At 58.3% G+C, this 13266-nt stretch carries 12 protein-coding genes; 6 read left to right on the forward strand and 6 right to left on the reverse strand.

Annotated elements, in window-relative coordinates; all coding sequences use genetic code 11:
- Window positions 1-268 precede the first annotated feature (268 nt).
- The gene (gene ettA, locus BLL42_RS17675) at window positions 269-1933 is read left to right on the forward strand and encodes an energy-dependent translational throttle protein EttA (protein ID WP_071553232.1); all 1665 of its coding nucleotides are present in this window, start codon (window positions 269-271) and stop codon (window positions 1931-1933) included.
- A 77-nt stretch (window positions 1934-2010) separates the two neighbouring features.
- On the opposite strand, the gene BLL42_RS17680 is transcribed toward ettA, so the two are convergent.
- The 3 genes from BLL42_RS17680 to BLL42_RS17690 all read right to left on the reverse strand — a co-directional run bounded on the left by BLL42_RS17680 (window position 2011) and on the right by BLL42_RS17690 (window position 5178).
- On the reverse strand, window positions 2011-2502 hold the full coding sequence (locus BLL42_RS17680) for a GreA/GreB family elongation factor (protein WP_071553233.1): 492 nt from the start codon (window positions 2500-2502) through the stop codon (window positions 2011-2013).
- Window positions 2503-2746: 244 nt separating this feature from the next.
- On the reverse strand, window positions 2747-4600 hold the full coding sequence (locus BLL42_RS17685; protein WP_071553234.1) for an Lnb N-terminal periplasmic domain-containing protein: 1854 nt from the start codon (window positions 4598-4600) through the stop codon (window positions 2747-2749).
- An 89-nt stretch (window positions 4601-4689) separates the two neighbouring features.
- A complete protein-coding gene (locus tag BLL42_RS17690; RefSeq protein WP_071553235.1) occupies window positions 4690-5178 on the reverse strand; it encodes a DUF3015 domain-containing protein in 489 nt (162 codons plus the stop codon).
- 423 nt (window positions 5179-5601) lie between these two features.
- Here BLL42_RS17690 and BLL42_RS17695 point away from each other — a divergent pair, with 423 nt between their 5' ends.
- Together BLL42_RS17695 and BLL42_RS17700 are read left to right on the forward strand one after the other, a co-directional pair.
- The gene (locus tag BLL42_RS17695; protein WP_071553236.1) at window positions 5602-8040 is read left to right on the forward strand and encodes a Lon protease family protein; all 2439 of its coding nucleotides are present in this window, start codon (window positions 5602-5604) and stop codon (window positions 8038-8040) included.
- A gap of 268 nt (window positions 8041-8308) precedes the next feature.
- Entirely contained in the window at window positions 8309-8650 is a 342-nt protein-coding gene (locus BLL42_RS17700; protein ID WP_071553237.1) for a PA4575 family protein, read from the forward strand.
- A 3-nt stretch (window positions 8651-8653) separates the two neighbouring features.
- On the opposite strand, the gene BLL42_RS17705 is transcribed toward BLL42_RS17700, so the two are convergent.
- Window positions 8654-10483, reverse strand: a complete 1830-nt coding sequence (locus tag BLL42_RS17705) for a hypothetical protein (protein ID WP_071553238.1) — start codon at window positions 10481-10483, stop codon at window positions 8654-8656.
- Window positions 10484-10642: 159 nt separating this feature from the next.
- Between BLL42_RS17705 and BLL42_RS17710 the strand changes: the two genes are divergently transcribed.
- From BLL42_RS17710 to bamJ, 3 genes are all read left to right on the forward strand, one after another.
- Window positions 10643-11131: a TIGR00645 family protein gene (locus tag BLL42_RS17710; RefSeq protein WP_071553239.1), complete on the forward strand. Its 489-nt coding sequence runs from the start codon at window positions 10643-10645 to the stop codon at window positions 11129-11131.
- Between the two features lie 134 nt (window positions 11132-11265).
- Entirely contained in the window at window positions 11266-11556 is a 291-nt protein-coding gene (locus tag BLL42_RS17715) for a DUF6482 family protein (protein WP_071553240.1), read from the forward strand.
- 130 nt (window positions 11557-11686) lie between these two features.
- Window positions 11687-12304 (forward strand): BamJ family beta-barrel-assembly machinery protein, encoded by a 618-nt coding sequence (bamJ, locus tag BLL42_RS17720; protein WP_054595509.1) that lies wholly within the window; start codon window positions 11687-11689, stop codon window positions 12302-12304.
- 115 nt (window positions 12305-12419) lie between these two features.
- Here bamJ and BLL42_RS17725 read toward each other — a convergent pair whose 3' ends face one another.
- The gene (locus BLL42_RS17725) at window positions 12420-12677 is read right to left on the reverse strand and encodes a PA4570 family protein (RefSeq protein WP_071555786.1); all 258 of its coding nucleotides are present in this window, start codon (window positions 12675-12677) and stop codon (window positions 12420-12422) included.
- A 205-nt stretch (window positions 12678-12882) separates the two neighbouring features.
- The gene (locus tag BLL42_RS17730; RefSeq protein WP_071553241.1) at window positions 12883-13224 is read right to left on the reverse strand and encodes a zinc ribbon domain-containing protein YjdM; all 342 of its coding nucleotides are present in this window, start codon (window positions 13222-13224) and stop codon (window positions 12883-12885) included.
- Between the last annotated feature and the right edge of the window lie 42 nt (window positions 13225-13266).

The following is a 13266-nucleotide window of genomic DNA, read 5'->3' on the forward strand; positions in this document are numbered from 1 at the left end:
TGGCTGGATTGGCGCGACGTGCACTATAAGCCGGACGCCCGGAGGGCGGCTAGCATGCCTTGAGTTGTGGCAAAGTGCCAGCCCCTCTTGGCTGGACTGCCTTTCATCATTAAGGTAGCTTTACCGGTTACGCGGGAGCGTTCCAGCTCTTAGACTCAGGCTTTTTTCGCGCGCACGTATTGATAGCGATCAATCGCTGGCGGCGCGTATGGCCTGGCCCGGGCTTCGCCCGTGCTTATATTCATCAGTCACTGACCCTAGGTTCTCCATGGCTCAATACGTCTTCACCATGCATCGGCTGGGAAAAATTGTTCCGCCGAAGCGGGAAATCCTGAAAAACATTTCGCTGTCGTTCTTCCCGGGCGCCAAGATCGGCGTGCTCGGCCTCAACGGTTCGGGTAAATCCACACTGCTGAAAATCATGGCCGGCGTCGACACCGAGTTCGACGGCGAAGCCCGTCCGATGCCAGAACTGAACATCGGCTACCTGCCGCAAGAGCCGCTGCTGGATCCGACCAAGACCGTGCGTGACGTGGTCGAGGAAGCCGTCAGCGTGATCAAGGACGCGCAAGCTCGTCTGGATCAGGTCTACGCCGAATACGCCGACCCGGATGCCGACTTCGACAAACTGGCCGCTGAACAGGCCAAACTCGAAGCCATCTTGCAGGCGGGCGACGGTCATAATCTGGATCGCCAACTGGAAGTCGCTGCCGATGCGCTGCGTCTGCCGGCCTGGGATGCGAAGATCGAACACCTGTCCGGTGGTGAAAAGCGTCGTGTGGCCCTGTGCCGTTTGCTGCTGTCCGCGCCGGACATGCTGCTGCTCGACGAGCCGACCAACCACCTGGACGCCGACTCCGTGGCCTGGCTGGAGCATTTCCTCCACGACTTCCCGGGTACCGTGGTTGCGATCACGCACGACCGTTACTTCCTGGACAACGTCGCGGGCTGGATTCTGGAACTCGACCGCGGCGCCGGTATTCCTTACGAGGGCAACTATTCGGGTTGGCTGGAAGCCAAGTCCGATCGTCTGGCTGCCGAATCCAAGCAGCAGTCGGCTCACGAAAAAGCCATGAAAGAAGAACTGGAGTGGGTGCGCAAAGGCGCCAAGGCCCGTCAGTCGAAATCCAAGGCTCGTCTGCAACGCTTCGAAGAAATGCAATCGCAGGAATTCCAGAAGCGCAGCGAAACCAACGAGATCTACATCCCGGCCGGTCCACGCCTGGGCGACAAGGTCATCGAGTTCAAGAACGTCAGCAAGGGCTATGGCGATCGCGTGCTGATCGACAACCTGTCGTTCTCCATGCCGAAAGGCGCCATCGTTGGTGTGATTGGTGGTAACGGTGCGGGTAAATCCACGCTGTTCCGCATGCTGATGGGCAAGGAAACACCGGATTCGGGCAGCATCGAAGTCGGTGAAACCGTGCAGCTTGCTTGTGTGGATCAGAGCCGCGAAGACCTGGACGGCAGCAAGACCGTGTTCCAGCAGATCTCCGACGGTTCCGACCAGATCCGCATCGGCAACTACGAAATCCCGTCGCGCACCTACGTTGGCCGTTTCAACTTCAAGGGCGGCGATCAGCAGAAGTTCGTCAAGGACCTGTCCGGTGGTGAGCGTGGTCGCTTGCACCTGGCCCTGACCCTGAAAGAGGGCGGCAACGTCCTGCTGCTCGACGAACCGTCCAACGACCTCGACGTTGAAACCTTGCGTTCCCTGGAAGAAGCCCTGCTGGACTTCCCGGGCGCCGCCATTGTGATTTCTCACGATCGGTGGTTCCTTGACCGCGTCGCGACTCACATCCTGGCGTACGAAGACGACTCGCAAGCCGTGTTCTTCGAAGGCAACTACACCGAGTACGAAGCCGACCGCAAAAAGCGTCTTGGCGATGCCGCTTCCCAGCCGCACCGGGTGCGTCACAAGAAACTGGCCTGATCAGGCTGGTTGCATCAAGAACGGAGCCTTCGGGCTCCGTTTTTTATGCACGATCATTCCTTGGCTCAGGGTGTGATTCAGGTCGGTTCGATGCGGATGATTTCGATCAACTGATCACCGGCCGGTCGTTGCCACAGCACTTCGTCGTTCAACTGTGCGCCGAGCAGCGCCCGCCCCAGTGGTGAGCTCCAATTGATAAGGCCTTTGGCGGCATTGGCCTGATCTTCCCCGACCAGTTGCACGCGTCGTTCGGTGCCGAGTTCATCGGCGTACGTCACCCAACTGCCAATCTGCACTTTTTGGGTGGAAGTGGCCGGTGTCACCACTTGAGCGCTTTGCAGGCGTTGATTGAAGTAACGCAGATCGCGCTCCAGATCAGCCAGCCACTGTGGGTCAGCTTCCTCGCGGACGGACTGTTCGCCGTGCAGGGTTTGCAACTCGGCGACTTTGGCCTGCAGCAGGGCCAGCCCTTCGGGCGTGACGTAGTTGGGCTGCGTGCTGACCTGGCGTTCTACCGGCTGGTCGGCTTGCGCAGCGGCATTATCTTCATTGACGAAAGCGCGGCTCATGGCGGTTCTCCCTGAATGGGGTTCAGTCCATCGTCGCAGGCTTTTGGTTTCGAAGGTTGTCCGAAAACGACCTGCTGCGAGCGATAAGGAATGGCCTATGGAGCAAATCGGGATGTGGTGAAAAGCAAGATCAAAAGATCGTCCGAACGCGGCCCGAACCTTCGGCAGCTACTACATGGGATTGTTTACACCTGTAGGAGCTGCCGAAGGCTGCGATCTTTCTGGCAACGCTGCACTGCTCGAGTCAATAGTGATACCACTTTACCTCCAGCATAACTTCGTTTTCGGGTGGCGCCAGGTGGCTGAACTCGCGTTGGGCACTCAGGCGCAGGCCGAGGTTGCGCGACAGTTCCCACTGCTGGTTCAGACTCAGGCTGCGCCGCACTTCGCCATTGGTGAAGTAATCACCTTTGGTTTCCAGGCTCAGATTGCCCAGTGGGTTCGTCCAGAGTACCCCGCTGTTGAAACCGGCGGCGGGTGCGATGAAACCGGCAAAGTTGTTGTTGTGTTCGATACGTACTGTGCCAAGGGCGAAGCCGAGCACGTCGTCGCCCAGTTGCCAGGTGCCGCCGGCGCCGCCGTTGACATGGCTGACCAGGGTTTCGCCGTCATGCTTGCCCGGCACCCGTTCCAGGCCGCCGGTGACTTGCCAGGACCAGGGTTGCAGCAGTTCATTGCGCGGGGTCAGTGAGCGGATGGTCGCCAGGTCCAGTTGCTGCAACTGCCAGTGATTGCCTTCGTACTGGCGCAGTTTCATCTGGAGAATTTCAATCTGCGCGCCAAGGGGGAAGCTTTCGGCATTGTCGTTGAGGTCGTGATAGGCCATGCGCAGGCCATATTCGCCAAAGGCTTTGTCGCCACGGGTGCCGATGCCCGCTTGCCAGGTACGCGATTCGTGACCGTTTTCCGGCAAGCCTGGGCGTTCGATGGACAGCTCCGGTGCCGGGTTCTGATTGATCGCCCGCAGTAACTCGAAACTGCGTTGTGCGCGCTGCGGATCGCGTTCCTGGCCGTTGGCGCGGTAGCGTTCAAGACGGTAGGCCGCGTCGATGATCAGCGCCTGCCGGTCCCGTGGCAGCGCCTGGAAGGTCGGCTCCTGCAATTGTTTTTGGTCGGCGCTGACCTTCAGCACCCATTGCTGCTCATCGTCACTGAGCGGTTTAGCGCGGTTCAGCAGCTCGCGTTCGCGGGATGGGCGGTAATCGATTTTTTCCACCAGTCCTGCGTCTTTCACGGCTTTGACGGTGTCGGTGGGAATCGCGGTCAACGGGAACTGTTCGGTGAGCCTGAGGCTCGGCCGCGCGACTTGCAGCAACTCCAGCAAGCGGTAGGAGCAGTTTTCATCGAAGAAGAAATAATCGAACTGAATCTGCTTGAGCTCCCAGACATGCTCGACCATACGCTCGGTTTCTGCCTGCGTCAGATTCAGTCGGTATTCCCACAGATCGCGGTTTTCCAGGCTACGGTATTCCGAGAGCTTTTCCTGATAGGGCACCAGCGCGAACAACCCCGGATAGCCGCCCATCAGGCCTTTCCAGGCATACAGAATGCTGTTGTCCGAACCTTCGATATAGGCGCCAAAATTGATCGCGTAACTGAGCAGGGCGGTGTGGTCGGTTTGCACGTCAGTCTGATCGATGCGCAACAAGGTGTGGCCGAACATTGATGATGGGCTGTTCAGGTACGCCGCCGGAAAGATCATCACCGCGCTGTGGGGCGACACGTCCTTGAACCATTGTTTGAATTCGCTGCAGTCCACTGTTGGTAAATCGTTCAGGTTCAGTTGCGCTTTCAGCCAGCGAGTGCGCGCCGGGTAAACGCATTGCGCATGCTGCTGGCCTTTACTGGCCGGGGCGTAGAGCGCTTGTACGGTGGCCGCCAGTTCTGCGTCGGGGTGCTCGGCGCCATTGGCTGCGAGGAAGAATTTCTTGTCGCTGACATAGCTGCGCCAGCCGCCGAGTTTTGCAGTTTCGTAGTGGCCCAGGGAAATCCAGAACGGGTCGTTGGCCAGTGGCTGCAAACGTTGGTTGTCGAGATGAGGCGCGGCGGACAGCGGGGCGCAGACAAACAGCGCCAGACAGACAAGGCGTTTGAGCATGGTGGACTACTTAATTCAAAAAAAGACCCAAAGAGGACTAGGTCCAAAAAACAAAACCCGCTCCGGTAACAGAGCGGGTGGGATCGAGCTTAAGCCGGGGTAGCATATTTGGCCAGACGAGCATCGCCTTTGAGCACGGCCAGGGTATTGGTATGCACGTCGTCAGCAGTCACGTCAGCCTTGCTGAAAATCTGCTGGAAGTGCTTGTGGGTGACGGTGGCGAAATACGCACGGTCTTCCGGTGCGACGCCCAGTACCACCGCATAGGTGGTCAGCGCTTCGCCTTGACCTTTGGCCATGTCTTCGGACAGTTCGTTCATCATGCCGTTCATGGCAAACCAGGACTTGCCGCCGTAGGTCAGCGCGGCATTGGTGGCGCAACCGTTGGTGCCGGACGTCATGCCGAAGGTGGCGTTGCCAGAGGTGCCGTTGGTGGTGGATGCCAGGAAGTGCGCCGGGGTGCCACGCTGACCTTCGAACAGCATGTTGCCCCAACCGCAATCCGGACCGCCTGGCGCCTGGGCCATGGCGTTGAGGGATGCGACGGTGAAGAGAGTACCAAGAAGAATCCGTTTCATAGCTGTGTTCTCTTTTGTGTGCGTACCGATGAACAGGGGGGGCTGGCGCCGCTCTGACGCCATTGCAGGCGGTGTGAAAACTACTGCGCTCGACAATCCTGCGTTAAAAACAGGCTCGGAATGCTCATTTACAACCCGTAAACTCCGCTTCCTCGCCTGTTTTTGCCTTGTCTTGCCTTCGCTCGCTACGTTTTCACACGGCCTGATTGGGCCGGTGATTAGTCCAGCCACGCAGTCTGGAGTCTAGGCACGATCCAGGGGTTCCGTGATTTTTTGCCGAACATTCCTCGAAACCATTGATTTAGCCCGGGCCCGCCGAGGGTTTGGCCCTTGACTATGCTTTTACCCAAGGCGCGCCTTGCCAGTCAGGCACGGGCAGCGCCAGAATGCCTTCAATTGCCCCGCCTGATGTAAGGAAGCCCGATGCCTGATCCTGTTGCTGCCAGCTTGCGTCTAGCGCCTGAAGCGCTGACTCGTCCGTTTTCCGCTGAACAGTTCAGCTTCTCTACCACCAATGATCTGGAGCCTTTTCGCGGTGTGCTCGGCCAGGAGCGTGCGGTTGAAGCCTTGCAGTTCGGTGTGGCTATGCCACGCCCTGGTTACAACGTGTTTGTCATGGGGGAGCCCGGTACTGGCCGGTTCTCTTTCGTCAAACGCTACCTGAAAGCCGAAGGCAAACGCCTGCAGACCCCGGCGGACTGGGTCTACGTCAACAATTTCGATGAGCCGCGCGAACCTCGCGCACTGGAGTTGCCGTCCGGGACGGCCGGTGCGTTCATCGCCGACATCAACGGCCTGATCGACAACCTGCTGGCGACGTTTCCAGCGGTCTTCGAACATCCGTCCTACCAGCAAAAGAAAAGCGCCATCGACCGCGCCTTCAACCAGCGCTACGACCGCGCACTGGACGTGATCGAGCGCCTGGCGCTGGAGAAAGAAGTCGCGTTGTACCGTGACAGCACCAACATTGCCTTCACCCCGATGAGCGAAGGCAAGGCGTTGGACGAGGCTGAATTCGCCCAGTTGCCGGAAGCCGTTCGCGAGCGCTTCCACGAAGACATTTCCGGGCTGGAAGAACGGCTGAACGAAGAGTTGGCCAGCTTGCCGCAGTGGAAGCGCGAGTCGAGCAACCAACTGCGTCAGCTCAATGAAGAAACCATCACCCTGGCCTTGCAGCCATTGCTTTCGCCGTTGTCGGAAAAGTACGCAGAAAACGCTGCGGTGTGCGGTTACCTGCAAGCGATGCAGGTGTATCTGCTCAAGACGGTGGTCGAGCAACTGGTCGATGACAGCAAGACCGACGCGGTTGCCCGTAAATTGCTTGAAGAACAATATGGCCCGAGCCTGGTGGTCGGTCATCCGTTCAGCGGCGGTGCCCCCGTGGTGTTCGAACCGCATCCGACTTACGACAACCTGTTCGGCCGTATCGAGTACAGCACTGACCAGGGGGCGCTCTACACCACTTATCGGCAGTTGCGTCCGGGTGCGCTGCACCGGGCCAACGGCGGCTTCCTGATTCTGGAAGCCGAAAAAATGCTCAGCGAACCCTTTGTCTGGGATGCGCTGAAGCGGGCCTTGCAGTCACGCAAACTGAAAATGGAATCGCCGCTGGGCGAGCTGGGGCGACTGGCCACGGTGACCCTGACGCCGCAGCATATTCCGTTGCAGGTCAAAGTCGTCATCATCGGCGCACGTCAGTTGTATTACACGCTGCAAGACCTCGATCCGGACTTCCAGGAGATGTTCCGGGTGTTGGTGGACTTCGACGAAGACATCCCGATGGTCGATGAGAGCCTCGAGCAGTTTGCTCAGTTGCTCAAAACCCGGACCTCGGAAGAAGGCATGGCGCCGCTGACTGCCGACGCGGTGGCGCGTCTGGCGACTTACAGTGCGCGGCTGGCCGAGCACCAGGGCCGTTTGTCGGCGCGCATTGGCGATCTGTTCCAGTTGGTCAGCGAGGCGGACTTCATTCGCGATCTGGCTGGCGACGAGATGACCGACGCCGGACACATCGAGCGTGCGCTCAAAGCCAAGGCCACCCGCACCGGGCGCGTTTCGGCGCGGATTCTCGATGACATGCTGGCGGGGATCATCCTGATCGACACTGCCGGCGCGGCGGTCGGCAAGTGCAACGGGCTGACGGTGCTGGAAGTCGGCGATTCGGCCTTTGGTATACCGGCGCGAATCTCCGCCACGGTTTACCCCGGTGGCAGCGGCATCGTCGACATCGAGCGTGAGGTCAACCTCGGGCAGCCGATCCACTCCAAGGGCGTGATGATCCTCACCGGGTATCTGGGCAGCCGTTACGCCCAGGAATTCCCGTTGGCGATCTCGGCAAGTATCGCGCTGGAACAATCCTACGGTTACGTCGATGGCGACAGTGCCTCGCTGGGCGAGGCGTGCACGTTGATTTCGGCGTTGTCGAAAACCCCGCTCAAGCAGTGCTTCGCGATCACGGGTTCGATCAACCAGTTCGGTGAAGTGCAGGCGGTGGGCGGGGTCAACGAGAAGATCGAAGGCTTCTTCCGTCTTTGCGAGGCTCGCGGCTTGACCGGCGAGCAGGGCGCGATCATTCCTCAGGCCAACGTTGCCACGTTGATGCTCGATGAGCGGGTGCTGGCGGCCGTGCGTGCCGGGCAGTTCCATGTCTATGCGGTGCGTCAGGCCGATGAGGCCTTGAGCCTGCTGGTGGGCGAGCCGGCCGGCGAACCGGACGAAGAGGGTCAGTTCCCGGAGGGCAGCGTCAATGCTCGCGTGGTGGAGCGCTTGCGGGTGATCGCGGAAATGATCAGCGAAGATGACTTGAAAGAGGCCGAGAAGGAGCAGGCCCAGGAAGCATTGGCCGAGACCAAGCCTGCCTGATTGAAAGTCGCAGCTTGCGGTGAACTCCCGGGTAGGAGCTGCCGCAGGCTGCGATCTTTTCAGCGGCATCCTCACCCTCTAGGTAAACCTCATTACCGCCCGGATGACGTCAAAAAACCAACAACGACCATTCGGCGCCTTCTGACCTCCGTCAACTTGCTGACTCGACTTTTCTTCTATGCTCAGGTCATGGACATCGACAGTCATCACTGGATCGAGACAGCCTTCCCGTGGAGGCTGAATACCAGATTTACCGAGGGTCGCCGCCATGTCGCGCAACCTCTGCCTCACCCGCCAATGCCTGGGCCTGGTTACCCGTATCGAATGCAGTATTCGCCCGCTTGCGGGGGACACCGGTATGTGGACCTTGTTGTTTGCCGCCGGAATGGCCGGCGAGCAACCTTCCGCCATCAAGGCCCAGGGCCCGTTTCATGGTCCTTTCGTGGCCGAATCGATACTCGAAACCATCGTTGAAAGCCTGACCCTGCACGGTTATCAGCTGGCCGATGACCCGCAAATCTGGTGTTTGCACTTGCAAGCCCAGCTGCGGGAAATCAATGGTGGACGCTGCCGCAATCCGGGTGGTTTTGAGTTCAACCCCGAGCATTAGTAGCTATTCGACAGGGTTGGGGTTTTCGGCCTTGTCGAGTTTGACCTCGAATCCATATTCGACGGTATTGAGGTTGGTGCGCTGGTAGGTTTCCAGGCTAGTCGGCTGGCCGTAGAAATAATGCACCTCAACCATCGCCGGGCCTTCTGCGCTGGCGTCGTGGCTGACAGCAAGAATCTCCTTCAGGTAGTTACCACTTGCGTCCTTGGCGAAGAAACGCCAGTCCTGGGCGGGGAATACTTTCTGGTCAACCACCAAGGCATTGCCTTTGAGCTCCAGTCCTTTGGGCAGCTTCTGGGTGTCGAGGCTGCTTTTTGCAATATTGGCCAGAAACAACGGCATCGAGCCGACGGCGTAAGCCGGTGTCTCGGGGAACAGCGTCAGGTCGTACGTGATAGTGGCGTGCAGCGGGTCGATTTCGAAGGCTTCGGGTGGCAATTCAATGGGTTCGCCGCGTTTTCCCTTATCGTCCTGGGTGAAGAAGGTCACGGGGGTGTCACCGGGGCTGAATGAGGTGCCAAGCAGTTCGTCGTTGAAGCTTTTCGGGTGATCGAATTCGATGCGTGCCGCACTGGCGTCCTCGACCGATTGGTTGACGTGGATATTCTTTTTCAGCTGTTCCTCATCCAGTGTGGAGCCTTTGAGCCAGGCTGCAGCCTGATCGTCGTACACGACCACGGGTAGATTCAGGCTCTGGATGGTTTTGTCGGTGGTATTGCGGTCGAAGCGGCGTACCGCAAGCTCCAGTTCCTTGCGGGTGACGGTGACAGCCGAGAAGTCGAGAACGTTGACTTCGAGGCTGTCGATGGGACCGTTGAAGTACACCTTGGTGTAATGATGAGTCTGCTTGTGCTCGAACGCCTGCTGTTCGTCGTCGAGCTGTTTTTCGAACGCATCACTCCAGGCGGTTTGCTTCTGCATCTCGGCCAGTTGTTTTTGATAGAGCGCGATGTGTGCGGCGTCTTCGTTGATCGAGCCCGAGCGTGAGAGGAACTGGCCGGTCGTGTCCTTGGCCTGGACGATCAGCGGATTGAGCGGGGTGTCGCTGACGTCTGGCGCCAGCGCTGTGCTGTTGTTGACTTCAACCTCGGCGTAGTTCTTCTCCAAGGCCCGCAGAGTGACACTGATGTTGTCGTCGGTACGCGTTTGGCCCACGTCCTTGTGCGTCAGGTCGAAGGTGAATACCTTGCGCGGTGCAATGACTTCGACTTTACCTTTCAGGGTCGCCGGTTGCGGCTGGTTCTTGTTGTCGACTTCCTCGCCCTCGACAAAGGGGTAGGCCACGGTCAGGTCGTCCGGATTGGTCAGGCTGGAACTTGAAGGGCTCAACTGAATGCCAGGATCGGTTTCCGACCATTCGGGCTGAAAAGGGATGACCTTCTTGTTGCTTAGCGTGACCGATTGCCATTCCAGCCCATGGGGGAAGGGGAACTCGGAGGGCATGTTGAAGTTGAAGGGGAACACCGGCTGCAAGTCGGTCAGGTAGTCGGAACTGGAGTCCTTGCGCAGTACGAACAGGCCGTTGATATAAGTGTCGACCAGCGCCTGCGGGGTTGGATAGTGCTTGAGCAGGGCCATGGCGTCTTCGCCGTACTCGGTTGTGATCGGCTTGATGGCAAGCTTTTGCTGTGCGCGTTCGAGTAGCAGCAATGAGCCGCCAAGGTTGGCCACGGCGTCCTTGAGCTTGGGATCCTGAATCGCGTCCAGCGACTTCTCGAACTGTGCGGTTTTCTCCTCAAGGCTCTGCGGGCGCTTCTCATCGCTGGGTGAGCAGCCGCTGATCAGTACCGCGAGGCAAAGGCCGACAGTCGTTAAAGGCAATCGCAAATCCATTTTCCGGTTTTCCTCTATAACGCAATGAGCGATGCGAATGCCTTGGACACTAGCAGAAAAACGCTTTGGCAGACTCGCAGGTTATGGATTTGTCTGCGGTTTATGGGGTTTTGAGCGGCTGATATACTCGCCGCCGTTTAAACCCTTGTGTGAGATTCAATGGAACGTTTTGTCGAAAATGCAATGTACACCTCGCGCTGGCTGCTGGCGCCGATCTACTTCGGTTTGTCCCTGGGCCTGCTGGCCCTGGCGCTGAAGTTCTTTCAGGAAGTCTTCCACGTTATTCCCAACGTGTTCTCGATGGCCGAGTCCGATCTGATTCTGGTGCTGTTGTCGCTGATCGACATGGCGCTGGTAGGCGGGTTGCTGGTGATGGTGATGATTTCCGGCTACGAAAACTTCGTGTCCGAGCTCGACATCGATGATGGCAAGGAAAAACTCAACTGGTTGGGCACGATGGACTCTTCTTCCCTGAAGATGAAAGTTGCGGCCTCGATCGTGGCCATTTCCTCGATCCACCTGCTGCGCATCTTCATGGACGCCAGGAATGTCGATCCCGAGCACTTGAAGTGGTACGTGATCATTCACATGACCTTTGTGATCTCGGCGTTTGCCATGGGTTACCTGGACAAGCTGACCAAGCACTGATTGTCGTTCCCGCGTCGTATCGTGCCGCCCGGCCGTTGTGAAACGGACGGGCGGCGGCGTTTCTGGCTTGTGCTTTTGTGCGCCGAGGCATATCCCTATAAGTGTCTTGGCTCGCCATTGCGCGGGGTGTGCTCATGAACCTGCAAGAGTTGAACGCCTATGCCATCGCCGGGAAGGTCGATGAGCTGAATCTGATCTCGATGGAAGGCGGGATTTATCTGTTGGAGGCACGGATACATGGCGCCGCTCATCCGCTCGACGACACCCACGGGCAAACACTGCGTTTGCGTTCGGTGGAACATGCCCGTGAAGTCCTTCATGCCTTTCCCAAGCTGACATTCAATCTGATTCACACCTCGGTGCACGACGAGATGTGCGGTCTGGGCATCAGCGCGCAAGAGAGTCTGAAGGTGCCCATCTCCTGATAGCGCTGACACCCCTGATCACCGCAATGGCATCTGTGCTAGTCTGCTCGCCCTTTTGGTTCCGGGCGCTCCGGGATGCGCTGTGCACGCACGGCAATGTCCCGAGCCGTCCGCACAGCGGAGCAGTGTCATGTCCGAAGTAAATCTGTCCACCGACGAAACCCGCGTCAGCTACGGTATCGGCCGTCAGTTGGGCGACCAACTGCGTGACAACCCGCCACCGGGCGTTAGCCTGGACGCGATCCTGGCCGGTCTGACCGACGCATTCGCCGGTAAGGAAAGCCGTGTTGGCCAGGAAGCCATGTCTGCCAGCTTCAAGGTTATTCGCGAAATCATGCAAGCCGAAGCCGCTGCCAAGGCTGAAGCGGCTGCTGGCGAAGGTCTGGCATTCCTGGCTGAAAACGCCAAGCGTGACGGCATCACCACTCTGGCTTCCGGCCTGCAGTTCGAAGTACTGACTCAAGGTGAAGGCGCCAAGCCAACCCGTGAAGATCAAGTGCGTACCCACTACCACGGCACGCTGATCGACGGCACTGTGTTCGACAGCTCCTATGATCGTGGTCAGCCTGCAGAATTCCCGGTTGGCGGCGTGATCGCTGGCTGGACCGAAGCTCTGCAACTGATGAACGCCGGTAGCAAATGGCGCCTGTACGTGCCGAGCGAACTGGCTTACGGCGCACAAGGCGTTGGCAGCATTCCGCCACACAGCGTTCTGGTTTTCGACGTCGAGCTGCTCGACGTTCTGTAAGCCTCGAATGTGTAGGAGCAAAGCTTGCTCGCGATGCTGTCGACTCGGTTTAACCTTGAAACCGTATTGATGCCATCGCGAGCAAGCTCAGCTCCTACAGTTTTTACAGCGACCTTCATATCTCGAACTTGGTATTCAGATCATTCATCGGGCGCAATGCCCGGGCGTAGCAGAATAGAAACAGGTTGCGCACCAGTTCCTTGAGCACCACCGGCTCGCTGGAGCTCAGGCCATTGAGGTCGAGGTCGCCCTGGTCTTGCAGCTCGCTCAAGGCTTCTTCTTCCAACACCGCACACACTTCCCCGGTTTCCCGATGCAGGATCCTGAGGTAAGGGTGTGGGCGATCCAGCCATGCATCGATCAAGTAAGTCATGATGCTCATCTCCTTTTTAATGATTTGATGAGAATAATTCTTATTTAATTAATAGCAAGTGCCTATTAGCGGTTTCTGCTGTTTTCTGTGTGGGAATGGCTGAAAGTCAAAACGGCTGGCGTTTTGCTACTGGGCGCGATTGCAGGGGAGTCAGGCGAGGGTGAAGCGCCATCCCACGCAGGGCGTGGGATGGAATACGGCAGGTTCAGACTTTTCTGACGAACTCGGATTTGAGCTTCATCGGGCCGATACCGTCGATCTTGCAGTCGATGTCATGGTCGCCATCACACAGGCGGATGTTCTTGACCTTGGTGCCGACCTTGACCACCAGCGAAGTGCCCTTGACCTTGAGGTCTTTGATCACAGTGATGGTGTCGCCATCTTGCAGGACATTGCCGACCGAATCCTTTTTCACGGTTTCATCGGGCGCAGCTTGCGCTTCACCATTGGCGGACCACTCGTGGGCGCACTCTGGGCAGATCAGCTGGGCGCCGTCTTCATAGGTGTATTCGGAATTGCATTTCGGGCAGGGTGGCAGCGTGCTCACTAAAGCTCCTTGGATTCAGGATGGCTAAAAAGCGCACATTAT

The sequence above is a fragment of the Pseudomonas frederiksbergensis genome, from assembly GCF_001874645.1.
Lineage (GTDB): Bacteria > Pseudomonadota > Gammaproteobacteria > Pseudomonadales > Pseudomonadaceae > Aquipseudomonas > Aquipseudomonas frederiksbergensis_B.

What these genes read in the sequence shown, in the direction of transcription:
- ettA (WP_071553232.1), top strand. Translation starts at nt 269, where the DNA reads ATGGCTCAATACGTCTTCACCATGCATCGGCTGGGAAAAATTGTTCCG.
- BLL42_RS17680 (WP_071553233.1), bottom strand. Translation starts at nt 2,502, where the DNA reads ATGAGCCGCGCTTTCGTCAATGAAGATAATGCCGCTGCGCAAGCCGAC.
- BLL42_RS17685 (WP_071553234.1), bottom strand. Translation starts at nt 4,600, where the DNA reads ATGCTCAAACGCCTTGTCTGTCTGGCGCTGTTTGTCTGCGCCCCGCTG.
- BLL42_RS17690 (WP_071553235.1), bottom strand. Translation starts at nt 5,178, where the DNA reads ATGAAACGGATTCTTCTTGGTACTCTCTTCACCGTCGCATCCCTCAAC.
- BLL42_RS17695 (WP_071553236.1), top strand. Translation starts at nt 5,602, where the DNA reads ATGCCTGATCCTGTTGCTGCCAGCTTGCGTCTAGCGCCTGAAGCGCTG.
- BLL42_RS17700 (WP_071553237.1), top strand. Translation starts at nt 8,309, where the DNA reads ATGTCGCGCAACCTCTGCCTCACCCGCCAATGCCTGGGCCTGGTTACC.
- BLL42_RS17705 (WP_071553238.1), bottom strand. Translation starts at nt 10,483, where the DNA reads ATGGATTTGCGATTGCCTTTAACGACTGTCGGCCTTTGCCTCGCGGTA.
- BLL42_RS17710 (WP_071553239.1), top strand. Translation starts at nt 10,643, where the DNA reads ATGGAACGTTTTGTCGAAAATGCAATGTACACCTCGCGCTGGCTGCTG.
- BLL42_RS17715 (WP_071553240.1), top strand. Translation starts at nt 11,266, where the DNA reads ATGAACCTGCAAGAGTTGAACGCCTATGCCATCGCCGGGAAGGTCGAT.
- bamJ (WP_054595509.1), top strand. Translation starts at nt 11,687, where the DNA reads ATGTCCGAAGTAAATCTGTCCACCGACGAAACCCGCGTCAGCTACGGT.
- BLL42_RS17725 (WP_071555786.1), bottom strand. Translation starts at nt 12,677, where the DNA reads ATGACTTACTTGATCGATGCATGGCTGGATCGCCCACACCCTTACCTC.